Raw genomic sequence first — 24,660 nt, 5'->3', positions numbered from 1 at the left:
TCGACGAGGTCGATGAGGTCCGTGGAGCGTTCGCGCTGACGCAACAGCGACAGCCCGCTGTCGTTCATCGCCGTGAACGCGCCGTTGTACTCGGCAATCGCTTCTTCGTAAGGGTCAGGCTTCTTTATAGTGAGCTTCTCGATGCTGTCTCCAGCAGCATCCTTCAGATCGCCAGCCTGCTCGAGCATTTTGCTACGAGCGAGTCTTCCAACGTTGTCCGTAGCCTTGCCGAAGCTGTCAGCAAGCTTGCCGAATCCCGCCCTGACCTTGTCCGCCTTGAGCGATTCATCCATCCCGGTCCCCCGAACTCCGTTGCACCTCGGATCGCCAAGATCCGCTCACTTTGCGTGACATTCAGTGTCATCTCACCGCGTTCCCGACAGTTCTTGTCGGGAACGCGTTCTCGTTGCACAAACCGGCCATACGTGACGCAGTCGAGCGATGGAATGACATCGAATGCCACGACACGTCGACACCGGTACGGGATGTTCGTCGGCGAGGAAGCACGTCGGAACTGGATGGACGCACGATGGGCCTCCCCCGACGCCGCACGCCTTCCACTGCGCCTCCCGCTCCTCACTCGCGCTCCTCGAACGAAAAGTTGCGGCCGCCGGGCTCGGCCAGTGAAGTCGGTGGTATGCCGCCAGCGTGACGAACCCAGCGGCTCCCGGCCGGCACGAACACGCCCACTGTCAGCGCCGCCTCGGCGGCCGCAACGCACGATCCGCACGCCACTGCCCGCCCGCGCCCTCGGGCACATCGCTCGTCTTCGCGGCCCGGTCCTTCGACGACAATCGCAGCGACGACGAAGATCGCGATGATGCCGTTGAGATTCCACGCGCTGCCCGGATCGGCCGCAAGCCTCACCCCGATGAAGACGAACCCGCTCGCCGCCTAGGATAAATGCGTGACCAGCCCCATCGCCGACACCGTCGCCAACGCCCTCGCGACGCCCGATAGAGAGCAGCCGTTCGCCGCGCTCGGGCTCACGCCCGACGAGTACGCGCAGATCAAGAGCATCCTGGGTCGGCGCCCCACGAGCGGCGAGCTGGCGATGTACTCGGTGATGTGGAGCGAGCACTGCTCATACAAGTCGAGCAAGATCTACCTGCGGCAGTTCGGCGAGAAGGTCACCGCAGAGATGAAGGAACGCCTGATGGTCGGCATGGGCCAGAACGCGGGCGTAGTGGATGTCGGCGAGGGCTGGGCCGTGACGTTCAAGGTCGAGTCGCATAACCACCCCAGCTACATCGAGCCGTTCCAGGGTGCCGCCACCGGCGTCGGCGGCATCGTGCGCGACATCATCTCAATGGGCGCACGGCCGGTCGCCGTCATGGATCAGCTGCGGTTCGGCGCGATCGGCCACCCCGACACGGCGCGCGTCGTGCACGGGGTCACCAGTGGCATCTCGTTCTACGGCAACTGCCTGGGTCTGCCGAACATCGGCGGCGAGACCGTCTTCGACCGGGTGTACCAGGCCAACCCGCTCGTCAACGCGCTCGCGGTCGGCGTCATGCGCCACGAGGACATCACACTCGCCAACGCGAGCGGCCCCGGAAACAAGGTCGTGCTGTTCGGTGCGCGCACAGGCGGCGACGGCATCGGCGGGGCATCCATTCTCGCGTCCGAGACGTTCGACCCCTCGACAGGCTCGGGAAGCGGGGGCGGCAAACCCCGCAAACGACCTGCCGTGCAGGTGGGCGATCCGTTCGCCGAGAAGGTGCTCATCGAGTGCTGCCTCGAGCTGTACCAGGGCGACCTGGTCGAGGCGATCCAGGACCTCGGCGCCGCCGGCATCTCGTGCGCGACGAGCGAGCTCGCGGCCAACGGCAGCAGCGGCATGCGCGTCGAACTCGACCGCGTGCTGCTGCGCGACCCCACGCTCACGCCAGAGGAGATCCTCATGAGCGAGAGCCAGGAGCGCATGATGGCGATCGTCGCGCCCGAGAAGCTGGCCGCGTTCGAAGAGGTGACGAAGAAGTGGGATGTCGAGACCTCGGTGCTCGGCGAGGTCACCGGCGACGGCCGGCTGCAGATCTTCTGGCACGGTGCGGAGATCGTCGATGTCGACCCGTCGACCGTCGCCGTCGACGGCCCCGTGTACGAGCGGCCGGTCGCCTACCCGACCTGGATCGAGGCGCTGCAGGAGGATGCGGCCAGCGCCCTGCCCCGCACGACCGAGCCCGACGCACTGCGCGACCAGTTCCTGCGGCTCGTGTCGAGCCCGAACCTGGCCGACCCGTCGTGGATCACCGACCAGTACGACTACTACGTCATGGGCAACACGGCCCTGTCGTTCCCCGACGACGCGGGAATGATCCGCGTCGACGAGGACTCGGGCCTGGGCTTCGCCATCGCCACCGACGCGAACGGCCGGTACTGCCAGCTCGACCCGTACCAGGGCGCGCAGCTGGCGCTCGCCGAGGCGTACCGCAATGTCGCCGTCACCGGTGCGATGCCGGCGGCCGTCACCGACTGCCTCAACTTCGGCAGCCCCGAGAACCCCGAGGTGATGTGGCAGTTCGCCCAGACCGTCGAGGGCCTGTCGGACGCCTGCGTCGCGCTCGGCATCCCCGTCACGGGCGGCAACGTGTCGTTCTACAACCAGACCGGCGACACCCCGATCCACCCGACGCCAGTGGTGGGCGTACTCGGCATCATCGACGACGTCGCCCGGCGGGTACCCAGCGGCTGGCAGGACCCGGGCGACAACATCTACCTGCTCGGCGTCACCGCCACCGAGCTGAGCGGCTCGGCGTGGGCGGGCACGATCCACGACCACCTCGGCGGCCGCCCGCCGCAGGTCGACCTCGCGCAGGAGAAGCGCCTGGCAGAGCTGCTGCACGCGGCATCCCAGCAGTCGCTGCTCGCGAGCGCGCACGACCTCTCGGATGGCGGGCTCGCGCAGGCGCTCGCCGACTGCGTGCTGCGGTTCGGCGTCGGCGCGCGGGTGTGGCTCGACGAGCTCATCGAGCGCGATGGGGTGGATGCCGCGGCCGCCCTGTTCTCGGAGTCGACCGGACGCGTGCTCGTCTCGGTGCCGCGCGAGGACGACGTGAAGTTCCGGGGGCTGTGCGAGGGCCGCGGCTACCCGGTGCTGCGCATCGGCGTGACCGACGCGTCGCCCGCGGGCGAGAACGAGCTCGAGGTGCAGGGGCTGTTCACCCTGCCGGTGGCCGAACTGCGCGACGCCTCGCAGCGCACGCTGCCCACCGCCTTCGACCTCTAGACTCTCTGCATGGCGAACGACGACGAGTACGGCGCGTACAGCGACGCACGGCAGCGCCGCATCAAGATCACCGCCTGGGTCACGATCGTCGCGCTCATCCTCGTCGGCGGCGGCTTCACGGTCTTCGCGCTGCTGTTCGGCTGAGCCCGTCGCCGTGGCGGCGCTCCGCCTCGGCGAACGTCTCCTCCAGTGTGCGCACGGCGGCCTGATACTCGATGAACTGCGGGGGCGACACGCGCCCGCCCGCCGCCGGCCGCAGCCGTTGCGCCTCGCGCTGGGCCCGCAGGAACGCGAGCGTGGCGGGATGCCGGGGGTCGGTCATTCCGGGGTAGGACAGCACCTTCTCGGCGTCGACCTCGTACGGCAGCCACCGCGCGATGACCTCGTCGTGTGCGGCGTGCAGCTTCTCGACCGGTAGCGGATCAGCGCGTGACGACGTGCTGTACTGCTCGGCGGCGGCCTTGACCCGGGCGCGTTGCGCCCGCAGTTCGAGGGTTGCCGAGGTGTGCGCGCGTTTGGCGCGCTGCAGTTCGCGCTTCGCCTCCAGCGTCTGTGACGACATCATGCCCGAGCGCGAACGCTCGGCCCGGTGCTCGGCGCGTGCGGTGCGCGTGGCGGCACGAGTCTGGACGAGCGTGCGATACGCGCCCGCCTCCTGATGGCGGGCCGCGTCGAGCGCGAGACGACGGGCCCTGCGCCCCTTCATCGTCAGCCCCGCGTACGTCGCGGCGCCGACCCCGGCAGCGGCAGGGGCAACCCACCACCAGCCCGAGAGCACAAAGAGCACCGTCTCCACCCTGCAATGCTAATCCGCGCCGAAAAACCGAGGCGGTTACGATGGCAGAGTGGAGCTCGAGTGGCTGGGCAACTTCTGGTGGCTCATCTTCCCCGCCATGGCGTTCATGGGGGGCATCGGTCGCGCCTGGGAGCGCGCCGCGAAGCGGCGCCACCAGCGCCGACTCGAGGTCATCAAGGCCAAGGGCGAGCTGCGGGCTGCCAAGGCGAACCCGGTTGCGCAACGTGGGGATTACGCGATGGCCGCCGCGAGGGGCCCGTCCACAGCAGACGACGCGGGCACGAAGGCGCAGCAGCTCGAGCGCCTGTTCGCCGCCCACGACGAGGTCACGCGACGCTGGCTCGACTACGAGCTCGACGTGTCGAAGATCATCACCTACCCGGCCATGAGCGATGGCCGCCAGCCGCTGACCGCGGCCTTCCTGCGCGCGAAGAAGAAGGCCGACACCCTGCGACCCGACGCGGCGAAGGCGAAGGTCTCGGCCGAGCAGCTGGTCGAGTACCGCGAAGCGGTGACTGACTACGAGGTCGCGTTCGACGTCGCCGAGCGCGATGCGCGCCGACTGAAGGACTCGTCGTTCAGCCCCGAGGAGCGCAAGCGCCTCGACACGGCGCAGCAGCTGCTGAGTGTCGCCATCGACCAGGCCGCGACGCCCGCCGAACGCCAGGTTGCGTACCGACGGGTGCGGCAAGAGCTCGACGGGCTGCTGTGGCTGTCGGACGACGCCGTCGAGGTGCTCGAGAAGAAGGTCGCGCTGGAGCTGACGACGACCGAACCCGCCGCGCCGGACACCGCGCCCGACCCCGTGCGTCCGGCGAAGCCGCCGTCGTGGCCGGTGCCCGCGCGCCCGGCGAGCACCCCGCCCGGTCGCGTCGTACGCCCCAAATCGCAGGCCTGATCGGGTCAGGCCGCCTGCCGCGCGCGCGGCGCACTGGCGGTGAGCACCACGATGAGCGCGCCTGCGATGGCAAGCATCATCCACGCCCAACCGCCCATGTCGTCGAACTCGACCTTGTCGCTGGCACCGGCGACGACCGCCAAGAGCGCGCCGACACCGGCGATGCCGAGCATCTGCCCGGCCTGCTTCGACGTCGAGATGAGGCTCGACGCGAGCCCGGCCTTGTCGGGGGGAAGCGATGCGAGCGCCGTGACGCTGATGGGGTCGGCGATGAGCCCGAAGCCGAGCCCGAACACGAAGTACGGCACCATGATCGTCCACAGCGGCGCGTGCTCGGTCGCCCACAGCGCGAGGGATCCGGCGACGACCAGCAGTCCGGCGGCGATGAGAGCGCTGCGCGAGCGCCCGCGGGCGACGAGCCGCGCGGCGAGCACGGCGGTGATCAGCGCGCCGAGCGCCAGCGGGATCGTCATGAGACCGGCGATCGTGGCATCCAGCCCCCGCTCGGACTGCAGATAGAAGGTGTTCAGGAAGAGCAAGCCGGCAAGGGCGAGGTAGCCGAGCACCGCGATGCTGAGCGCGGTCGAGAAGCCGCGGTCGGCGAACAGGCCGACGGGAACGGCCGGATGCCTCCGGCGCAACTCGTACGGGATGAGCACCGCGATCGCGACCACCGTGACGGCGACCGCGACGAGCACGGTCGGCGACGCCCAGCCCAGATGCGGCCCCTCGATGAGAGTGAAGGCGAGCGCCGCGATGAAGAGCGTGGCGAGCGTCACACCCAGCGGGTCGATCGGGTCGGTGTGCTCGGCCTTCGACTCGCGTAGCAGCACGACGGCGAGCACGGTCGCGAGGGCGCCGAGCGGCACACCGGCCCAGAACACCGAGGTCCAGCCGAGGTCCTTCACGAGGATGCCGCCGAGGATCGGGCCAGCGGCGAGGGTCGCGGTGCCCGTGGCGGTCCACCACATGACCTCGACGGCGCGCTGCGAGCGGTCCGAGACGGCGGCCGTCAGCAGCGCGAGGCCGGCCGGGGCGATGAGGGCGCTGCCGATCCCCTGCAGCACGCGCCCCGAGATCAGCATCGGGATGCTGGGGCTCAACGCGCATACGACGGCCCCCGCGATCATGATCACGTTGCCGAGGATCAGGATGCGCTTGCGGCCGAAGCGGTCGGCCAGGGTTCCGGCGATCGGCAGCAGGCTGGCGAGGGCGATGATGTACGCGCTGACGACCCACTGCAACTCGCCCATGCCGGCGTGCAGCTCTTTCGAGATGTCGGGCAGGGCGATGTTGACGACGCTGCCGTACACCGTGTGCACGAACTCACCGAGACAGCACGCGATAGTGAGCCCCACCCGACCAGATCTCGCCATCTTGCGACGGTATCGCACGGGCAAGGTTAACCAGGGTGAGGGCGCCGGCGGTGAACTTGAAACTGCCCCGGCATACTGCGACGATGAGCGGTAAGGGGGAGACATCGACGACCGCTTCCCCCTGCTGACGAGACAGGAGTGGCATATGGATCTTTCTCCCCGCGAGATCGACAAGCTGTACGTCTATCAAGTCGCAGAGCTCGCGCGGCGACGCCGCGAGCGCGGCACGAAGCTGAACACCAGCGAAGCTCAGGCCCTGGTCACCGAGGCGATCCTCGAGGGCGCGCGCGACGGCAAGACCGTCGCCGAGTGCATGGAGCTCGGCAAGAAGGTCGTGACCGTCGGCGAGTGCATGCCGGGCGTGCGCGAGCGGGTCACGCTGCTGCAGGTCGAGGCGACGTTCCCCGACGGGACGAAGCTCGTCTCCTGCCACGACCCGGTCGGGGGCTGAACCGGTGTCATCCGACCAGACGGTGCGCGTCGTGCTCGTCGGCGGTCATGAGAGCGCCGAGGGCGCCGACCTGACCCGCTTCGCACTCGACGTCGAGGGAGCGATCGCGGCCAGCCCCGGTCGCGCGTTCCACAACACCGTCTCCGCGGCTCTCGCAGAGGGGCAGACCGTCGTCGTGGTCCCCATGACGTTCGGCCGCAACCCCACGATGGTCGCCGACACCGCGAAGACCCTGAAGTGGCTCGCAGCGAAGAACCCCGGGCGCCTCGCGCTCGCCGCCCCGTTCGGTCAGCTCGACCACCTCACGGCGTGGCTGCGCACCGCAGCGAACGCGGCGAAGCGGGACGACCCCGACTCCGCGCTGCTGATCGTGGCCGGCTCGTCGAACCCGTTCGACGAGGCCGAACTGCACCGCACCGCATACCTCGTGGCGACCCACGGGGCGCTCGACGAGGTGGGTGTGGCCATCGCCGACGACGACGCCGAGCTCGCGGCATCCATCGCTCGGCTGCGCCGCCTCGGCGCGGAGCGGATCTTCACGGTTCCCGCCGGCTTCGCCGCGACGCTGCCCGACGCGGATGCCGAGTTCGCGGGCGCACTGATGTCGGACGCGTCGGTGGTCCGCGTCATCCACACCCGGGTGCGCGAGGCGCTCGCTGCACTCGTCGACGGGCACGACGGCATCGACGACGGCCTCATGGCCGATCACGGCCACGGGTACGCGCACTCCCACGCGTTCGAGGAGGGCCAGGGCGGTCACACGCACTCCCACGGGGGGCACGCGCACTCGCATAACCACAACCACGCACACACACACGCACACTGACATCGGACCCGCAAGGAAGGAACGCCATGGCCAGCAGAAAGACCAAGGTCCAGCACAACGGCGACACGATCGAGATCAACGCCGGTCGGAAATCCGTCACCCTCAAGGTCACCAACACTGGTGACCGACCCGTGCAGATCGGGTCGCACTTCCACTTCTTCGAGGTCAACCCCGCCATGCGCTTCGAGCGCGAACAGGCCTGGGGCAAGCACCTCGACATCCTCGCGGGCACCGGCGTGCGCTTCGAGCCCGGCGAGACCAAGAAGGTCACGCTCGTCGACTACGTCGGCGGCCGACACCTGGTCGGCTTCAACGGGCTCGTCAACGGCGGGCTCGACGCGGCGCAGACCAAGGTCGACGCGATGCGGCGTCTCGGCGAGCGCGGCTTCGAGAACGGTGAACCGAACAGCAAGGTGGGCACGGCATCCGCTGCCGCGTCCAAGAAGGGGAGCAAGTAACATGGCCGTCGTCTCGCGTCAGCAGTACACCGACCTGTTCGGACCCACCGTCGGCGACAAGGTGCACCTCGCCGACACCAACCTCATCATCGAGATCGAGAAGGACTACGCCGCCGGCAGCTACGGCGACGAGGCCGTCTACGGAGGCGGCAAGTCCGCCCGCGACGGCATGGGCTCGGACCCGCAGTCGAGCCGTTCGCAGGGCTCGCTCGACCTCGTCATCACGAATGCCATCGTGATGGACCCCGTCATCGGCATCGTCAAGGCCGACATCGGTGTGCGTGACGGCCTGATCGTCGGCATCGGCAAGTCGGGCAACCCGCAGCTGCAGAAGGACGTCGACCCGCGGCTCACGATCGGCCCCGGCACCGAGGTGATCTCGGGCGAGCACCTGATCGCGACCCCCGGCGGCATGGACCCGCACGTGCACTTCATCTCGCCGCAGCAGGTGTATGCAGCGCTGTCGAACGGCATCACGACGCTCTGGGGCGGCGGCACCGGCCCGACCGACGGGTCCAATGGCACGACGTGCACGCCCGGCGCATGGAACATCCAGCGGCTGCTGCAGTCGTGGGACGACCTGCCCATCAACGTCGGCGTGCACGGCAAGGGCAACGGCTCGCTGCCGGAGGCTCTCGCCGAGCAGGTCGAGGCGGGCGCGGGCAGCCTGAAGGTGCACGAGGACTGGGGAACGACCCCGGCTGCGCTCGACATGGCGCTGACCGTAGCCGACAAGTACGACGTGCAGGTGTCGGTGCACACCGACTCGCTGAACGAGGCCGGCTTCGTCGAGAACACGATCTCGGCGATCGACGGTCGATCGATCCACGCGTACCACACGGAGGGCGCCGGCGGCGGTCACGCCCCCGACATTCTGAAGATGGCGGGCCAAGCCAACGTGCTCCCCTCGTCGACCAACCCCACCCTGCCGTACACGGTCAACTCCATCGACGAACTGCTCGACATGGTGATGGTGTGCCACCACCTGTCTTACGACATCCCCGAGGACATCGCGTTCGCCGACTCGCGCGTGCGTGCCGAGACGATCTCGGCCGAGACCGTGCTGCACGACCTGGGCGTCATCTCGATGTTCTCGTCGGACTCGCAGGCGATGGGACGCATCGGTGAGAACGTGACCCGCGCGTTCCAGACGGCGCACCACTGCAAGGAGCAGCGCGGCAAGCTGCCCGAGGACGCCGAGGGCAACGACAACTTCCGCGTGCTGCGCTACCTCGCCAAGGTCACCATCAACCCGGCGATCGCGCACGGCATCTCGGACTACGTCGGCTCGCTCGAGCCCGGCAAGATGGCCGACATCGTGCTGTGGCCGGTCGACTCGTTCGGCGCGAAGCCGAAGATGGTGATCAAGGGCGGCCTGATCAACTGGGCACTCATGGGCGACCCGAACGCGTCGCTGCCGACTCCGCAGCCGGTGTATTACCGGCCGATGTTCGGCGCGGTCGGTCAGACGCTCAACAAGACGCGTGCGACGTTCATGTCGAAGGTGTCGATCGACAACGGCGTTCCCGAGCAGCTGGGCCTGAAGAGCCAGACGCTGCCCGTGCGCCGCTCCCGCACGGTCGGCAAGAAGGACATGGTGCGCAACGACGCCACGCCCGACATCCAGGTCGACCCCGAGACCTACAAGGTCACCGTCGACGGCGAGCCCGCTCACATCGAGCCGGCCGAATCGCTGCCGCTCACGCAGCTGTTCTACATGGTCTGACCGGATGACGGTGTCAGAAGGCGGAGTCGCTCAGCTACTGGTCAGTCTGCAGCTGAGCGACTCCGCCTTCCCGAGCGGCTTCTACACGATGTCGCACGGGCTCGAAGGTTTCCATCAGCGCGGGCTCGTCGACGGCGACAGCGTCGGCGACCTGCTCGAGGACATGCTCGTCCGCACGGTCGGGCCGGGGGATGCGACCGCGCTCGCGCGGGCGCATGGCGCGGCCTCGCGACGGGAGTGGGATGCCGCGGCCGAACTGGACCGGCTGCTGCACGCGTCGAAGCTCAACTCCGAGCTGCGTGTGTCGAGCACGCGCAGCGGCCGGCAGTTGGCCGACATCGCCGCCGAGACGTTCGCGGGCACGCCCGGCGGAGACGACATCGCCGAGTGGGCCGGGCGCGTCAAGCGCCGGCAGACACCGGGGTGCCAGGCCGTCGTCACGGGTGTGATCTACGCGGCGACCGGTGTGTCGATCGAGCGGGCCGTGGCATCCGATCTGTTCGCCTTCGCCGTCAGCTACGCCGGCGCCGCCCTGCGTCTGCGCCTGACCGACCACCGCAGCACGCAGGTGCTGCTGCGACGCGTGCAACCCGTGATCGAGACGGTCACGGCCGACGCCCTCGTGCGCCCGGCGGCCGACATCGGCGGGTTCACCCCCGTCGGCGACATCATGTCGGCCGGGCACGAGCGCGCCGATGCGAGACTGTTCACCAGCTGAGCGACAGAACCAGAGAGAAGAGGACACAGATCATGAGCGACAACGTGCTGCGGGTGGGCATCGGCGGACCGGTCGGGACCGGAAAGACGGCGCTGGCCGAGGCGCTGGTGCCGATCTTCATCGCGGCCGGCCGCACCCCCGGGGTCATCACGAACGACATCTACACGCAGGAGGATGCGCACCACGTGCGGCGCGAGCTCGCCGGCATCCTCGACTCCGAGCGCGTGATCGGCGTCGAGACCGGCGCCTGCCCGCATACCGCGGTGCGCGATGACCCGACCATGAACCTCGCCGCGGGCGAGGAGATGCTCGAGCGCTTCCCCGAGATCGACACGCTCATCTACGAGTCGGGCGGCGACAACCTCACGCTCACGTTCTCGCCGGCGCTGGCCGACGTGTTCGTGTTCGTGCTCGACACCTCGAACGGCGAGAAGATGCCGCGCAAGCGCGGACCGGGCATCACCGACAGCGACATCCTCGTGATCAACAAGATCGACATCGCCCAGTACGTGCGCACCGACCTCGAAACGATGGAGCGCGATGCGCACGCGGTGCGCGACGGCAAGCCGGTGATCCTCAGCAACTCACTCGACGGCACCGGCGTGCAGGAGTTGTTCGACGCGATCATGGCGCGCTGGCACGCCACGCGGGGCGAGCTGGTCGCGTGACGGCCGCTCTGTACGGCGGCGCCCGCCTGCAACCCGCCCACTTCGAACCCGCACACGTGCCGATCGAGGTCGCGCGCTACGGCGTCGACCCGCACACACTGCCAGTGGGCAGCCCGGGCAAGGTCGGCATCCTCGAGCTGGGCTTCGAGCTGCGCGGCGTAGGCGACGAGCAGCGCACCGACCTGGTGCACCACTATCAGAAGTCGCCGCTGCAGATCATCAAGCCGCTGTACTACAACCCGCACCGGCCCGACATGCCGTACACGTACATCGTGGCGACCGGCGGCGGCATCCTGCACAACGACCGGCAGCGCACGGATCTCACGTTCGGGCCCGGCACATCCGCGCACGTGACGACGCAGGCGCACACCAAGGTCTACCGCATGGAGTCGGGGTACGCGACCGCGCTCGTCAACCTCGACGTCGCCGACGGGGCGTACGTCGAGTACCTGCCCGATCCCGTGATCCCGTATGTCGACTCGCGCCTGTACCAGCGCACCGCTGTGACCCTGCACCCCGGCGCGACGCTCGTGACCGGCGAGACCGTCTACGCGGGGCGGCTCACCCGCGGCGAGCACCACGACTACGCCGCCTTCGCGAGCGACTTCGAGGTGCGCCGACCCGACGGCTCCCCGGTCGCGTTCGACCGGGCGCGGCTCGTGCCGCACGACGGCGACGTCGCCGGGCCCGCCGTGCTGGGTGGTCGCGACATCGTCGCGTCGCTGTACGTCCTGACACCGCAGGTGAAGGCGGCCGAGGTGGCCGAGGCGCTGCACACGGCAGCCGCGACCGCCCTGGCCGGAGCCGAGGACGATGCCGCGCTGTTCGGCGTCAGCGTGCTGCCGGGCGACGCCGGTGCCTGGCTTCGGTACGTGGGCGACGACACGATCACCTCCGCGGAGGTGCAGCGGACTGCCGCCGCGGCCGCACACGAACTCATCACGGGGCGTCCGGCCCCGCTGATCCGCAAATGACACCGCCAGAGAGGGGACGACGATGACCACCGCCGACACCACCGCCGCGCCGAACCGGGGCCTCCAGTGGCTGCTGGGCATCCTGCACGGACCGTCGCAGATCTACTTCCAGCAGAACGTGTTCGCGGGCATCCTCATCTTCGCGGCCTTCTTCGTCGCCGACTGGCGCATGGGCATCCTCGCTATCCTGGGGGCGATCGGCGGGGCGATCGGCGGCCGGCTGATGGGCTTCCCGCTGTCGAACGTCGCCACCGGCATGCAGGCGTTTTGCGGCACCCTCGTGGGCGCGGCGGTGTTCGCGGCGCTCGGCGGCGAGCACTGGTACAGCTATGTGCTGGGCGTCGGCGGAGGCCTGGTCACCGGCCCGGTCACATGGGCGGTCAACGCGCTGTTCACCAAGACGGCACTGAAGAAGTACAACCTGCCCTACACGACGGCGCCGTTCGTGATCGTCGCGACGATCATCGCCCTCTCGACCCTGGCCCTCGCCGTCAAGAGCCCGCCGTCGGACTACTCGACCGAGCCGTGGTCGGCGTTCTGGACGTCGACGCTCACCAATGTGTCGCAGGTGGTGCTGATCGACAACACCTGGTCGGGGGCGATCATCCTGCTCGCACTGTTCATCTCGGCGTGGCGTGTGGGCGTCGCGGCCGTGCTCGGCAGTGTGCTCGGCACGGTCACGGCGATCATCATGGGCGAGTCGTGGTCAGAGATCGCCAACGGCCTGGCGAACTACTCGGGCGTGCTGACCGCGATCGCGCTGAGCGTGACGTTCCTGAAGAGCTCGGTCGCCTCGTGGCTGTACTCGCTGCCGTGGATCGTGATCACCGCGATCGTCACGCTGCTCATGCACCGCCTCGGGCTCGAGACCTACACGTGGCCGTACATCCTCACCACATGGGTCGCGCTGATCGTCGCGTTCTACCTGGGCGGGCTCAAGCGTTCGTGACGACGCTATATGGCGAACGAGACCGGATGCGCACTGCCAACGGCCTTTCGTCCTCGACGTGATCTGTTCGTTCGCGACCGGCTTTGTCGATGGTCGTGATCATGGCAGCGAGATCGCCATCCGTTCTGCCCTTTCCATCAGGTCAGGCTCTGGCAGTCAGGCGGTACTGCAGCTGCACACGGTGCCCCGGGGCGACGCCGTAGCGCCGGTCGAGGTCCATGATCTCGGGCAGCTCGTCGACCGTGACGTCTGCGAATCCGGCATGCGTGAGCATGTCGGCGGTGCGCTGGATGTCAGAGGCCTCCGCCAGCGGCAGGCGCGCCCGGGCCTCGGCGTCGTATGCGACACGGAACTCATCGTCGTGCGGGTTCGCCGCGGCCAGCTCTTCGGCGGCGTCGATCCCCTCGGGGTACCACAGCGAGTCGACGGCGACGAGCACCCCGCCCGGACGCAGCAGCTCGCGCCACGCGCGCAGCGCGTCGGCCGGGTCGCGCAGTGTCCACAGCAGATACCGGGCCGTGAGCGCATCGAACGAGCCGGCCGGGAACGGCGGGGCCACCGCATCGCCCTCGACGAACTGCGGTGCGCGCGACATCTCCTCCGCCTTGCGACGGGCCTCGGCCAACATGCCGTCCGCGAGGTCGACGCCGGTGACGGCGTACCCGAGCCGGGCCAGAAGCAGGGCGACGTTGCCGCTGCCCGTGCCGAGGTCGAGCACGTCGGCGGGTGCCGGCGGCAAGGCTGCGGTCCAGACATCCCCCCACACCTGCTCGGCACCGGGCCGCTGCTGCCGCTCAAGCTGGCTGGCGTCGTACTCGGGGGCACGAGCGCTCCAGTACGCGTTGATGCGGCTCTGGACGGGGTCGAGGAACGTGTCAGACATGGGCGTCCTTCTGGGCGTGATGCTCGTGGCCGATGGGCTCGGCGTGATTCGGGGTGCGGAACAGCAGCTGCAGCCGTCCGTCGTCCGCGGTGACCGGCTGGATGTGGATGCCGTAGACCGGCTCGATGATCTCGGGGCGCAGCACCTCGTCGATCGTGCCCGCTGCGACGACCCGTCCGCGGTCGAGCAGCACGAGCCGGTCGCAGTACCGTGCGGCGAGGTTGAGGTCGTGTAGCACGATGATGGTCGTGACATCCAGCTCGCGCACGAGCGAGAGCACCTCGTGCTGGAAGTGGATGTCGAGGTGGTTGGTCGGCTCGTCCATCAGCAGGTGGGTCGCCTGCTGGGCCAGGGCCCGCGCGATCAGCACCCGCTGCCGCTCACCGCCCGACAGATCGCCGACGTCGCGGTCGGCGAGGTGCTCGGCCCCGACGCGGCGCAGCGCCTCCGCGGCGATCTCGACGTCGTCGGCCGACGACCGCTGCCACGTGTTCAGGTGCGGGCTGCGCCCGAGCATCACGGTGTCGGTCACCGAGAGCGGCAGCTCGCCGACGGCCTCCTGCACGACGACGGCGACCTCGCGGGCGAGGTCGCGGCCGTGCATGCTGGCGATCGGCTGATCGTCCACCACGACCTCGCCGGCCGACGGCCGCAGCGCTCGGTACAGCGTGCGCAGCAGCGTCGTCTTGCCGCTGCCGTTGGGGCCGATGAGGCCGACGACCTCGCCCGAGCGCGCCGCCACCGAGGCGCCGTGCAGCACCTCGGTGTCGCCATAGGCGTGGCTGACGTGCTCGGCAGAGATCATGAGCCGTCGCCGAAGAACCCGACGATGCGCTCGAGCCCGTCCACCGACAGCGGGGTCGGCGGCTCGGTGAAGTTGAACAGCTGAGCGAGCACGTCGTCGTTCTCGAGCGCGCGCAGCGACTCGCTGCCGGGCAGGTTCGTCACTTCCTTGATCGCGGCATCCCCGTCGCCCTGATACAGGATGACGATAGCGTCCGGGTCATGACCGAGCAGCTCTTCGATCGACACCTCGAAGACCCGGTCGGCGGTGTCGGCGAAGACGTTCTCGAACCCGGCCGCCTCCACCTGCGGCTGCGCCATGGATGCGCGTCCGTAGGCGTAGAGCGGGCCGCCGCCGATCGACGGGTAGAGCACGGCGATGGTGCGCTTCTCGGCGCCGGCCGTGACCTCTTCCACGGCGGTCACCCGGCGCTGCAGGTCCGCGACGAGCTCTTCCGCCTCGTCGCTGCGGTCGAAGATCTTGCCGTACACGAGCACCTGTTCGTAGAGCGACTCGAAACTGGTGTCGCCGACCCCCGTGGCGCAGTAGACGGGCTGGATCAGCGCATTCGCTCCAGCGTCGAGCAGCCCTTCGCGGGTGATGCCCTCGGGCAGGCCGAGGGCGAGGTCGGGCTCTTCCGCGATGACCACCTCGGTGTTGATCAGCAGGTGGCCCGAGGCGTTGATGTTCTCCGACAGCGCGGGGATCTCGTCGATGCGCTTCGCGAGGTCGGGCGTGTAGTACTCGGCGGGGAAGCTCCCGGCGCGGGAGACGACGCGGTCGAGCACGCCGAGCCCGTCGAGGATGGTCACGGGGGCCGACTCGAGCAGGATGACGCGCTCGGGCGCCTGCTCGAAGACCACCTCTGCCTCGCAGTTCTGGACCGTGAGCGGGTAGGTCGTGCCGCCCGGCACCGGAATCGCGGCCTCGCCCGCCGCTCCGTCGGAGGGGACGGACGAGCATGCGGCGAGAACGAGGGTCAGGATGCCGAGCGCGGCGAGCGATCGTGTGGCGCGGGTCATGGGGTCTCTGCTTTCTGCGAGTGGTCAGGATCGGCGCGCGTACATGCGGCGCACGAGGATGAGCAGGAACGGAGCGCCGACGATGGCGGTGAGGATGCCGATGGGCAGCTCACGCGGCTGCATGAGCGTGCGGGCGAGCGCATCCGCCCAGATGAGGAACAGGGCGCCGAGCAGGGCGGAGACCGCGAGCATCCGCCCGTGGACGGCGCCCACCAGCCGCCGCGCGAGGTGCGGGATGACGAGTCCGACGAAGCCGATGGCCCCCGAGGCGGCGACCACCGCTCCCGTGCACAGCGCGACGACGACGAGCAGCTGCACGCGCACGCGGTCGGGCGAGACTCCAAGCGTGAGTGCCGTCTCGTCGCCCGCGGCGATCGCATCGAGGCGCCGTCCGTTCATGAGCAGCAGGGCGAGCGTGACCGCGACGACGGCGACGACGATCGCGAGCACGACGTCCCACCGGGCCAGCGAGAGCGATCCGAGCAGCCAGAACATCACCGATCGTGATCCCTCGGCCGAGTCGGAGGCGAAGATGAGGAAGCTCGTCGCCGCAGACAGTGCGTACCCGACCGCGACGCCCGACAGCAGCAGCCGCAGCGAGGTGATGCGCCCGCCCGCGCGCGCGATGAAGAAGACGAGCAGGGATGCGGCGAGCGCGCCGACGAAGGCGCTGAACGGCAGGGCGTACTGACCGATGCCCGCACCGAAGCCGAACAGGATGGCGCCGGCCGCACCGGTCGAGGCCCCCCCGGAGATGCCGAGGATGTACGGGTCGGCGAGCACATTGCGCACCATCGCCTGCAGCGCTGCGCCGCACAGCGCGAGCCCCGCACCGACGACCAGACCGAGCAGCACGCGCGGGATGCGCACGTTCCAGACGATCGCCTCTTCGGATCGCGACCAGGCGCCCTCGGCGGGGGAGCCGAAGAGGTGGTGCGAGACGATCTGCAGGATCGTGTCGGGGGCGATCGAGATCGGGCCTATGCCAATGGCCAGCACGGCGGAGACGAGTGCGGCGACGACCAGGCCCCCCGTCCACAGCGTCGTGCGCAGCTGCGCAGTGCGGACGGACTGCGCGAACGTCGGCGCCGGTGGCCTGCGTTCCCGTGTGATCGTCATGTCTCTCCCCCGTTGTTGCGACAATATCGCGCCTGTATTTCGCGCCGCAAACCCCCCTGCACTCCGGATGAGCCAGTGCCATGATGAGAGCGTGCCCTCACACCACGACGCGCTCCATGCGGCCGCCGCGCCGCAGGCCGTTGCCGCGGCGCTGGAGGCTCTGCAGGCGCGAGGCGAACGCGTGACGAAGCCTCGGCGCGTGGTCGTGACAGTGCTGGCCGAGCACCCGCAGCCGCTCAGCGCCGACGAGATCGCCGAGCTGGTCGAGCCGAGCGGAGTGCACCGTGCCACCGTCTACCGCACCCTCGAACGACTGGTCGCCGCCGGCGTCGCCAGCGTGCACACGGCCGCAGGGGCGGCACGGTATCACCTGAGTGTGAGCGATGCCGCGCACGGGCACCTGCACGCGGTGTGCCGATCATGCCAGCTCATCGTGCCGCTCCCGGTCGACGCGCTGCAGCCCGCGATCGCACGGGCGCGCACCACGACCGGGTTCGAGCTCGATCCCGCGCAGAGCGTGCTCTCCGGCCTGTGCCGGCGCTGTGCCACAGCGGTCTGAGCCGCGCGGCGCTGACCGTCAGAGCGCGCGGCCGAGGAGTAGTCCGGCGAGCGCGAGTGCGACGGTGAGCACCAGCATCCCGAACGCGTTCCACAGCGCCCGGCCGTAGGTGCGCTTCTGCAGCATGTGCACCGTGTCGACCATCGCCGTCGAGAAGGTGGTGTAGCCACCCATGACGCCGCCGCCGAGGATGAACAGCCACGACGCGTCCAGCAGCGACGAGTCGGCGAGGCCCGTCAGGAACCCGAGGATCAGCGATCCGGTCGCGTTGATGACGAACGTACCCCACGGGTAGCCGCTGGTGACGCGGCGGTTGACGAGGCCATCGATGACGAAACGCAGGGCAGCGCCGACACCGCCGCCGACCGCGGCGAGAAGGAAGACGCCGGCGGTCACGAGGTGGCCCCCTTCGGTGCGGAAGCTCTCGGGACGGCGATGCTCGCGAGCCAGATGCCGAGGGCTGCGGCGACGAGGCCGAGCACGACACCGAGGATGCCGTAGCCGACCGCGAGCGGCGGCTCGCTGCCGAGCAGGGTTGCCGTGTCGGTGGCGAACGAGCTGTAGGTCGTGAACCCGCCCATCATCCCGGTGCCGGCGAACAGACGCCAGTCGCGCTGCGCGGGCGTCTCGGGGCCGCGCCGCGCGAGTGCGGTGAGCAGGAACCCGAGGATGAATGCACCGCCCAGGTTAGCGATGACGATCGCCCATGGTACGCCCGTCTTCGCCCACGGCAGCAGCAGCTCGAGCACGAGCCGCCCGGCGGCGCCGAGCGCGCCGCCGAGGAAGACGTAGAGGATGAGCCGCGGCTGCGTGAACGCGGGTCTCGGGTTGTGCCGTGCGCTGTCGTGCGCATGCTCCTGGACTGTCACGCGTCCATCCTGGCAGAACCGGGCTTGACCTGCCGCACATGGTGAGTTGGTCGACCAAGACACCGAGCTCGCCGCCTTCCACCGCATCAACCCGGCCACGGCCGCGAAGGGAGTCGCAGAACGCGACACGTGGATGTCTGGCGCACCCGTAGACCGAACGACGGATGCCGCGGCCCCGTACGTGGGCCGCGGCATCCGCGTATCAGGCGTCGGGTCAGCCGGTGAGGCCGGCCACGAACTCCTGGTTGCCGTCCATCCACTCACGAACGATGTTCGTGAAGTCGCTTGGGACGTCCTCGTGGTTGTACATGACGTTCTCGAGCGAGAAGAGGGTGTCCGAGTCCATCCGGAAGTTCTTCAGCCACTCGTTCACATCGGGGAACTCCTCGGCGAACGACGTGGTCGCGAACGTGTGGATCGACTCGGCGTCGCCCAGCGTGCCCTCGGGGTCTTCGAGGTCGCGGATCGGGAACGCGTCGTAGGCCCAGTGCGGGCGCCACAGCGTCACCACGATGTCGTCGTCGGCGTCGATCGCCTTCGACAGCTCGGCGAGCATCGCAGGCGTCGACGAGGTGATGAAGTCCATGCCCTCCAGGCCGTAGGTCGGGATGACCACGTCCTGCGTGGCGGCCGTCAGACCGGCGCCCGGCTCGATGCCGACGATACGGTTGCCGAAGGCCTCCGCGTTGTCGGCAAGCTCGGTGAGCGAGGTGATCGGCGCGCCGTCGTTGACGGTCATGGTGAGCTTCGCGTCGTCGTTCCACGAGCCGAGGTCGACGATGTCGTCGCCGTACTGCTCGAAGTACTCGGCGTGGGTCAGCGGGAGCCAGCCGTCGAGCGCGAAGTCGTAGTCGCCGTTGGCGACGCCGGCGAAGACCGGGCCGGCATCCGCGTACTCGAGGTTGACGGTGTAGCCCTGGTCCTCGAGCGCGAGCTTCCACAGGTAGGAAGCCGCTTCGCCCTCAGGCCAGCCATTGAAGACGCCGATGGTGATCTCGCCACCGGCCGCGTCGCCTCCGGTGTTGTCGTCGTTGTCGTCCGTGCCGGTCGAGCCGCTTGCGCAGCCCGCCAGCGCGACGGCGGCCACGGCGCCGAAGGCGATCGTGGTCAGCAGGTGTCGCTTTCTCATGGTCATTTCCTTTTCTCCCGCGTTTGCTGTGTTCACGGGTGTTGGGGAGGCCCACGGGTGTCGCGGGCTGTTCGACGCGGGGCGCCGAAGTCTGTGTCTAGGCTCGCGCCGGTTCCGGCTCCTCCTGTCCGGTCGGCTGCTCGTCAGCGGATGCCGCCGTGCGCTTGCGGCGGGGCTTGCCGGTGCCGGCGAAGGCGCCGGTGACGCGGTCGAGGATCATCGCGATGATGACCACCGAGAGACCCGCCTCGAACCCGAGCGCGATGTTGATGCGGCTGAGCGCCTGGATGATGTCGGCGCCGAGGCCGGGGGCGCCGACCATGCTCGCGATGACAGCCATCGACAGCGAGAGCATGATCACCTGGTTGACGCCGGCCATGATCGACGGCCGTGCGAGCGGCAGCTGGATCTGGCGCAGAATGCGACCCGGCGTCGCGCCGAACGCGTTGCCGGCCTCGACGACTTCGGCGTCGACGCCGCGGATGCCCAGTTCGGTCAGACGCACACCGGGGGCGATCGCGAACAGGATCGTCGCGACGATGCCGGGGACGACGCCGACGCTGAACAGGAAGATCGCGGGGATCAGGTAGACGAAGGCGGGCATCGTCTGCAGGAAGTCGAGGATCGGGCGCACGATGGTCGACACCGCCTGCGAGCGGGCGGCCCAGATGCCGAGCGGAATCGCGATCACCACCGCGATCACCACCGCGACGAGGGTGAGCGAGATGGTCTCCATCGCGTTCTCCCACTGTCCCATCGCCCCGATCAGCAGCAGTCCGATGACACTGCCGATGGCGAGCTTGTAGCCCTTCGCGAGCCAGGCGATCGCCGCGATGACGACGATGACCACCCAGAACGGGGGGGTGAGGAACAGCCAGGAGACGCCCGTGTACATGCCGCCGAAGATGGCGGCGATGACATCGAAGAAGGGGCCGAAGACGTCGATCACCCAGTCGATGAAGTCCGAGACCCAGCGACCGATCGGAATGCGCAGGAAGTCCTCCGTGCCCATCAGCTCTGCCCTCCTTCGCTCGTGGCCGGTTCGAGCACGTCGTACTCGTCGACGATCTCGAGGACCGTGGACGGGATGATCGGGGTCTCGCGCGTCGTGGCGGGCACGTTGCCCAGGGCTGCGAGCAGCGTCACACGGGGGATCACGCCGACGAGGCGTCGATCGCCGTCGACGACGGGCAGTGCGTGTGCCGACCCGATGGCGTATTCGACGATGTCGGTGAGCAGGTCGTCTGGGCCGACCGCGTGGGGCACGTCTTCGACGATCGCGGCGAGGTCGATCTGACCCGCCTTCGCGGCACGGATGACGGCACGGTCGGTGACCTCGCCGACGAGGCGCAGACCCTCGACCGCGAACACGGCGCTGGCCTGGTACTCGCGCAGCACGCGCAGCGCACCGCGCACACCCGCGCTGAGCGGCACGGTGAGATAGGGCGGCTCCATGACCGCGGCCGCGGTGAGCACGCGAGCGCGGTCGACGTCCTGCACGAACTGCGCGACGTAATCGTTGGCCGGGTCGGTGAGGATCTCCTCGGGGGTTCCGTTCTGCACGATGCGGCCATCGCGCATGACGGCGATGCGGTCGCCGAGGAACATCGCCTCATTGAGGTCGTGGGTGATGAACACGATCGTGCGTCCGAGCTCCTGCTGCAGCTCGACGAGCTGCTCCTGCATCTCGCGGCGAATGAGTGGATCGAGCGCAGAGAAGGCCTCGTCCATGAGCAGGATGTCGGTGCCCGCCGTGAGGGCGCGGGCGAGCCCGACCCGCTGGCGCATACCGCCCGAGAGCTCGTCGGGCATCGCGTCCGTGCGATCTCCGAGACCGACCTTGCCGAGGATCTCGCGGGCCCGTTCGCGACGTTCGGTCTTGCCGACGCCCTGGATCTCGAGTGCGTAGGCCGCATTGTCGAGCACGGTGAGGTGCGGCAGCAGCGCGAAGTGCTGGAAGACCATCGACATCGAGCGGCGGCGGATGGCGCGCAGCTCGGCGGGCCGGGCGGTCGTGACATTCGCCCCCTGCACGATCACCTCGCCGTCCGTCGGCTGCAGCAGCCCGTTGAGCATGCGGATGATCGTCGACTTGCCCGAGCCAGAAAGGCCCATGATCACGAAGATCTCGCCGGGCTGCACGGTGAAGCTGGCGTCGATGACGGCGGCGGTGCCGGCATCCGTCACCTGCGCCCGCGTCTCTCCGGACTTCAGTCGCCGGACGGCACCCTGCGGGTTGCGCCCGAACACCTTGAACAGGTTCTTCGCCTCGACGGCGGGTTCGGCTGTGTTCACGTGCCTACCTCGGCGGCCGTGCGTGAGCCGCATCGGTTGCGCCCGGGTCGGGACCATCGGCGCCGCAACCGCCGAATACGTCGCGGGACTGCTGCACTCCAGCGGCGTACATCGGGTCCGCCGCCCAGACCTCCAACCGTACGTCCGTCCGAAACCCGAGATCCCCCGATCCCGGCCAGACGACCGCGGACTGGTCGTTGAAAGGCCACGAAGGCCTTTGTCGACGTTACCTGGGTTTACAGCGAAGCGCAAAGCCAGCCATCGTTCAGCGCAGCGGCACGGGCGAGCCAGCAGCTTCTCCGGCGCAGAGCCGACGACCTGGCCCAGGTTCGTCAGGTCCAGCCCGAACGTGGGCCCCTCCGCTGGCTGAGCCCGCGCATGAGCGCAGGCTATCCGCCCGCGGCGGCCGTGTGATGCCGAATCACCTCGGCAACCACGAAGTTGAACCACTTCTCGGCGAACTCGGGATCGAGGTCGGCATCGACGGCCAGGCGACGCAGCCGTGCGATCTGCTGCTCCTCACGTGCCGGGTCGGAGGCCGGCATCCTGTGCTCTGCCTTCATCAGCCCAACCTGCTGCGTCGCCTTGAAGCGCTCGGCAAGCATATGGATGAGGGCGGCATCGATGTTGTCGATGCTGCCGCGCAGGCGCAGCAGCGTGGCCTGGGGATCGTCTCGCGCGGTGTCAGTCATGGGGGCTCTCCTCGCGAAAACACTACCCGGCAGACGCTGAGCCCTAGAGTGTGACCATGACTGATGCCGTGAATGAGCCGTCGGGCGCGGAGTCGACTGTCGGCACGACCCCTCCGCCGGCTGCCGAAGCGCCCCGCCGCACCATCTGGACGAACCTGAGCAACCCGTTCGCCCTGGGGTTCTTCGTCACCCTGGGCGGCCTCGTCGCCTTCACCCTCGGACTGGCCATCTCGAACCTCGCCACCGTCATCATCTATGTCGTGTTCGCGCTGTTCGTCGCGCTCGGACTCGACCCCATCGTGGGGTGGCTGGAGAAGAAGAACATCACGCGGGCGTGGGGGATCGTCATCGTCTATCTGGCGTTCGCCATCGTCTTCGTCAGCATCCTGCTGCTGATCATCCCAACGGTCGTCGACCAGATCGCGCAGTTCTTCAAGGACATTCCGCGTACCATCAGCGACTTCCAGCAGTCCGACGTCTATCACTGGCTGCAGGACAACTTCGGCGACCAGGTGGGCAACGTGCTGCACGAGGTGCAGAAGTTCCTCACCGACCCGTCGAACATCGCCTCCATCGGCGGCGGCGTCTTCCAGTTCGGCGTCACCGTCGCGACGACCATCTCTGGTCTGATCATCGTCCTAGTGCTGAGCCTGTACTTCCTCGCGTCGATGCCGACGATGAAGGCGGCCTTCAACCGCATCCTCCCCGCGCGCAACCGGGCCCGCGCGGCAGGGATGACCGACGAGATCACCGAGTCGATCGGCGGCTACCTCATGGGCATGGTCATCCTCGCGTTCTGCAACGCGGTCATCGCGCTCATCCTGCATCTGGCGATCGGCCTGCCGTTCCCCGCGCTGATGGCCGTCGTGGCGTTCTGTATCACGCTGATCCCGCTCATCGGGTCGGTGCTGTACTGGGGCATCGCCACCGGACTGGCGCTGTTCACCGGCTGGCTGCCCGCGCTGATCTTCGCCGTTCTCTACCTCGTCTACATGCAGCTTGAGGCGTATGTGCTCACCCCGCGCGTCATGAACCGGGCAATCTCGGTGCCCGGGTCGCTCGTGGTCATCGGCGCGCTCGTCGGGGGCACGCTGCTGGGCCTGCTCGGGGCGCTCGTGGCGATCCCGGTCACCGCGTCAATCCTGCTGATCGTGAAGCAGGTGCTGATCCCCCGCCAGGACGCGAAGATCTAGCCGGCCCGAACCCTCACCGCAGCGCCAGCAGGCAACTCGGCGACGGTGCCTCGACACGGTGTCGCGCCCGGCCCGGCACACCGGTGCGCTCGTCGAGCGGCAGCTCGACGACGGTGTCGGAGCGCTGGCCCGCAACCAGCAGCGTGTCGCCGGCGACGAGGTGGTGACGCGGCCAGCCCACATCGGACTCGACGAGCGCGACCGCATCGAGGCTCTCTCCCGCTCCACGCACTCGTAGGGTGGCGACGGTGTCGGTGCCGCGCAGTCCGGCATAGAGGAAGCGCCCGTCACCGGATGCCACGAGCTCGGCCCCGGCATCGCCGATACCCGCAGCCGGCGATGTCGCCGTTCCCGAGAGCAGTCGCCACCGGCCGTCCGGTGCGGGTGCGAGCACGAACACCTCGCAGGTGAACTCGGTCACCACGTAGAGGTGCCCGCTGGGGTGCACGACCAGGTGCCGCGGACCGCTGCCGCGCGGAAGCGAGACCTCGTGGTCGAGTTGCAGGTCGGCGCCCGGGCGCCAGATGCGCACGAGATCGAAGCCCAGGTCGGTCGTCGCGATGCGGCCGTCGGGGAGAAAGGCGGCGGCGTGCGCACGAGACGATCGTTCGGCCTCGGGGACGGGATAGGGGTCCGCGGCGGAATCGGCGATCGACGGGGTGGACGGGCGGCCCGTGGCATCCACCGTCATTCGCACCACCCGGCCGTCGCCCCAGCACGACGCGATCAGCGAACCGCCGTCCGGTGCGACCGCGACATGGCACACGAGCTCACCCGCCGGCACCGACATGCCGAGAGCGGCATATGAGCGGTCGCCCGTGCGGCGGTAGGCCTGCACGGCCCCGGCGCCCTCCCGCGCCGCGTACACGATGTCGAGCACGGGGTGCGCAGCGACCCAGGACGGCGAGCCGGATGTCTCGATCACCGCACCGGGCAGGCTCAGTCCGTCGCGGGTGCGCTCAAGCATCCCGATTCCGGTCGCCCGACCATCCATATCGGCGGTATAGCCGCCCACGAGCACTCTCATGCCGCACCACCCCCACGCC

The 24,660-nt window shown here is 69.0% G+C and carries 27 protein-coding genes and 1 pseudogene; 13 read left to right on the top strand and 15 right to left on the bottom strand.

Annotated elements, in window-relative coordinates; translation table 11 throughout:
• A partial coding sequence (locus ACK5IN_RS00765) for a hypothetical protein (RefSeq protein ID WP_416894324.1) occupies positions 1–293 on the bottom strand: 293 nt, incomplete at its 3' end.
• Positions 294–579: 286 nt separating this feature from the next.
• Positions 580–794: pseudogene (locus ACK5IN_RS00760) on the bottom strand (IS30 family transposase); the annotation flags it as partial.
• Between the two features lie 113 nt (positions 795–907).
• On the opposite strand from ACK5IN_RS00760, the gene purL reads away from it, so the two are divergent.
• A complete protein-coding gene (gene purL, locus ACK5IN_RS00755) occupies positions 908–3,229 on the top strand; it encodes a phosphoribosylformylglycinamidine synthase subunit PurL (RefSeq protein ID WP_416894323.1) in 2,322 nt (773 codons plus the stop codon).
• 9 nt (positions 3,230–3,238) lie between these two features.
• Positions 3,239–3,373: a hypothetical protein gene (locus tag ACK5IN_RS00750; protein ID WP_416894322.1), complete on the top strand. Its 135-nt coding sequence runs from the start codon at positions 3,239–3,241 to the stop codon at positions 3,371–3,373.
• Here ACK5IN_RS00750 and ACK5IN_RS00745 read toward each other — a convergent pair.
• Positions 3,345–4,025, bottom strand: a complete 681-nt coding sequence (locus tag ACK5IN_RS00745) for a hypothetical protein (RefSeq protein WP_416894321.1) — start codon at positions 4,023–4,025, stop codon at positions 3,345–3,347. The two genes, ACK5IN_RS00750 and ACK5IN_RS00745, sit on opposite strands and share 29 nt — an antisense overlap.
• A 97-nt stretch (positions 4,026–4,122) precedes the next feature.
• Between ACK5IN_RS00745 and ACK5IN_RS00740 the strand changes: the two genes are divergently transcribed.
• Complete coding sequence (locus ACK5IN_RS00740; RefSeq protein WP_416894327.1) at positions 4,123–4,923, top strand: hypothetical protein; 801 nt, start codon at positions 4,123–4,125, stop codon at positions 4,921–4,923.
• A 5-nt stretch (positions 4,924–4,928) separates the two neighbouring features.
• Here ACK5IN_RS00740 and ACK5IN_RS00735 read toward each other — a convergent pair whose 3' ends face one another.
• On the bottom strand, positions 4,929–6,299 hold the full coding sequence (locus ACK5IN_RS00735; RefSeq protein WP_416894320.1) for an MFS transporter: 1,371 nt from the start codon (positions 6,297–6,299) through the stop codon (positions 4,929–4,931).
• Positions 6,300–6,444: 145 nt separating this feature from the next.
• Here ACK5IN_RS00735 and ACK5IN_RS00730 point away from each other — a divergent pair, with 145 nt between their 5' ends.
• From ACK5IN_RS00730 to ACK5IN_RS00695, 8 genes are read left to right on the top strand one after another with little or no spacing between them, the layout of a single operon-like run.
• The gene (locus ACK5IN_RS00730; protein WP_416894319.1) at positions 6,445–6,750 is read left to right on the top strand and encodes an urease subunit gamma; all 306 of its coding nucleotides are present in this window, start codon (positions 6,445–6,447) and stop codon (positions 6,748–6,750) included.
• A 4-nt stretch (positions 6,751–6,754) separates the two neighbouring features.
• Positions 6,755–7,576 carry a sirohydrochlorin chelatase gene (locus ACK5IN_RS00725; protein ID WP_416894318.1) on the top strand — a complete coding sequence of 274 codons (822 nt, stop codon included), beginning with the start codon at positions 6,755–6,757 and terminating at the stop codon, positions 7,574–7,576.
• A 26-nt stretch (positions 7,577–7,602) separates the two neighbouring features.
• Positions 7,603–8,034: an urease subunit beta gene (locus ACK5IN_RS00720; protein WP_416894317.1), complete on the top strand. Its 432-nt coding sequence runs from the start codon at positions 7,603–7,605 to the stop codon at positions 8,032–8,034.
• Position 8,035: 1 nt separating this feature from the next.
• Positions 8,036–9,760: an urease subunit alpha gene (ureC, locus tag ACK5IN_RS00715; protein WP_416894316.1), complete on the top strand. Its 1,725-nt coding sequence runs from the start codon at positions 8,036–8,038 to the stop codon at positions 9,758–9,760.
• A 4-nt stretch (positions 9,761–9,764) separates the two neighbouring features.
• Positions 9,765–10,478: an urease accessory protein UreF gene (locus ACK5IN_RS00710; RefSeq protein ID WP_416894315.1), complete on the top strand. Its 714-nt coding sequence runs from the start codon at positions 9,765–9,767 to the stop codon at positions 10,476–10,478.
• A 32-nt stretch (positions 10,479–10,510) separates the two neighbouring features.
• On the top strand, positions 10,511–11,146 hold the full coding sequence (gene ureG / locus ACK5IN_RS00705; RefSeq protein ID WP_416894314.1) for an urease accessory protein UreG: 636 nt from the start codon (positions 10,511–10,513) through the stop codon (positions 11,144–11,146).
• On the top strand, positions 11,143–12,120 hold the full coding sequence (locus ACK5IN_RS00700; RefSeq protein ID WP_416894313.1) for an urease accessory protein UreD: 978 nt from the start codon (positions 11,143–11,145) through the stop codon (positions 12,118–12,120). Before ureG ends, ACK5IN_RS00700 begins: the two co-directional genes overlap by 4 nt.
• Before the next feature lie 22 nt (positions 12,121–12,142).
• Positions 12,143–13,069 carry an urea transporter gene (locus ACK5IN_RS00695; RefSeq protein WP_416894312.1) on the top strand — a complete coding sequence of 309 codons (927 nt, stop codon included), beginning with the start codon at positions 12,143–12,145 and terminating at the stop codon, positions 13,067–13,069.
• Positions 13,070–13,211: 142 nt separating this feature from the next.
• Here the strand turns inward: ACK5IN_RS00695 and ACK5IN_RS00690 are convergent, their stop codons facing one another.
• From ACK5IN_RS00690 to ACK5IN_RS00675, 4 genes are read right to left on the bottom strand one after another with little or no spacing between them, the layout of a single operon-like run.
• Positions 13,212–13,952, bottom strand: coding sequence for a class I SAM-dependent methyltransferase (locus ACK5IN_RS00690; protein WP_416894311.1), 741 nt, complete (start codon positions 13,950–13,952; stop codon positions 13,212–13,214).
• The gene (locus tag ACK5IN_RS00685; RefSeq protein WP_416894310.1) at positions 13,945–14,757 is read right to left on the bottom strand and encodes an ABC transporter ATP-binding protein; all 813 of its coding nucleotides are present in this window, start codon (positions 14,755–14,757) and stop codon (positions 13,945–13,947) included. The genes ACK5IN_RS00690 and ACK5IN_RS00685 overlap by 8 nt, the downstream gene beginning before the upstream one ends.
• On the bottom strand, positions 14,754–15,758 hold the full coding sequence (locus tag ACK5IN_RS00680) for an ABC transporter substrate-binding protein (protein WP_416894309.1): 1,005 nt from the start codon (positions 15,756–15,758) through the stop codon (positions 14,754–14,756). Before ACK5IN_RS00680 ends, ACK5IN_RS00685 begins: the two co-directional genes overlap by 4 nt.
• A gap of 24 nt (positions 15,759–15,782) precedes the next feature.
• Entirely contained in the window at positions 15,783–16,877 is a 1,095-nt protein-coding gene (locus tag ACK5IN_RS00675) for a FecCD family ABC transporter permease (protein WP_416894308.1), read from the bottom strand.
• A gap of 91 nt (positions 16,878–16,968) precedes the next feature.
• Here ACK5IN_RS00675 and ACK5IN_RS00670 point away from each other — a divergent pair, with 91 nt between their 5' ends.
• On the top strand, positions 16,969–17,436 hold the full coding sequence (locus ACK5IN_RS00670; protein WP_416894307.1) for a Fur family transcriptional regulator: 468 nt from the start codon (positions 16,969–16,971) through the stop codon (positions 17,434–17,436).
• Between the two features lie 18 nt (positions 17,437–17,454).
• Here ACK5IN_RS00670 and crcB read toward each other — a convergent pair whose 3' ends face one another.
• The 6 genes from crcB to ACK5IN_RS00640 all read right to left on the bottom strand — a co-directional run bounded on the left by crcB (position 17,455) and on the right by ACK5IN_RS00640 (position 22,421).
• Positions 17,455–17,832, bottom strand: a complete 378-nt coding sequence (crcB, locus tag ACK5IN_RS00665; RefSeq protein ID WP_416894306.1) for a fluoride efflux transporter CrcB — start codon at positions 17,830–17,832, stop codon at positions 17,455–17,457.
• Positions 17,829–18,305, bottom strand: a complete 477-nt coding sequence (locus ACK5IN_RS00660; RefSeq protein WP_416894305.1) for a fluoride efflux transporter FluC — start codon at positions 18,303–18,305, stop codon at positions 17,829–17,831. Before ACK5IN_RS00660 ends, crcB begins: the two co-directional genes overlap by 4 nt.
• A gap of 214 nt (positions 18,306–18,519) precedes the next feature.
• Positions 18,520–19,434, bottom strand: coding sequence for a glycine betaine ABC transporter substrate-binding protein (locus tag ACK5IN_RS00655; protein ID WP_416894304.1), 915 nt, complete (start codon positions 19,432–19,434; stop codon positions 18,520–18,522).
• A gap of 97 nt (positions 19,435–19,531) precedes the next feature.
• The gene (locus tag ACK5IN_RS00650) at positions 19,532–20,446 is read right to left on the bottom strand and encodes an ABC transporter permease (RefSeq protein WP_416894303.1); all 915 of its coding nucleotides are present in this window, start codon (positions 20,444–20,446) and stop codon (positions 19,532–19,534) included.
• Positions 20,446–21,729 (bottom strand): quaternary amine ABC transporter ATP-binding protein, encoded by a 1,284-nt coding sequence (locus ACK5IN_RS00645; protein WP_416894302.1) that lies wholly within the window; start codon positions 21,727–21,729, stop codon positions 20,446–20,448. Before ACK5IN_RS00645 ends, ACK5IN_RS00650 begins: the two co-directional genes overlap by 1 nt.
• Before the next feature lie 389 nt (positions 21,730–22,118).
• Entirely contained in the window at positions 22,119–22,421 is a 303-nt protein-coding gene (locus tag ACK5IN_RS00640) for a chorismate mutase (RefSeq protein ID WP_416894301.1), read from the bottom strand.
• Positions 22,422–22,477: 56 nt separating this feature from the next.
• Between ACK5IN_RS00640 and ACK5IN_RS00635 the strand changes: the two genes are divergently transcribed.
• Complete coding sequence (locus ACK5IN_RS00635; protein ID WP_416894300.1) at positions 22,478–23,614, top strand: AI-2E family transporter; 1,137 nt, start codon at positions 22,478–22,480, stop codon at positions 23,612–23,614.
• Between the two features lie 13 nt (positions 23,615–23,627).
• Here the strand turns inward: ACK5IN_RS00635 and ACK5IN_RS00630 are convergent, their stop codons facing one another.
• Positions 23,628–24,641, bottom strand: a complete 1,014-nt coding sequence (locus ACK5IN_RS00630) for a lactonase family protein (protein ID WP_416894299.1) — start codon at positions 24,639–24,641, stop codon at positions 23,628–23,630.
• Between the last annotated feature and the right edge of the window lie 19 nt (positions 24,642–24,660).

It is taken from the genome of Microbacterium sp. (assembly GCF_047971895.1).
GTDB lineage: Bacteria > Actinomycetota > Actinomycetes > Actinomycetales > Microbacteriaceae > Microbacterium.
This window is presented reverse-complemented; position numbering and strand designations above follow the sequence as displayed.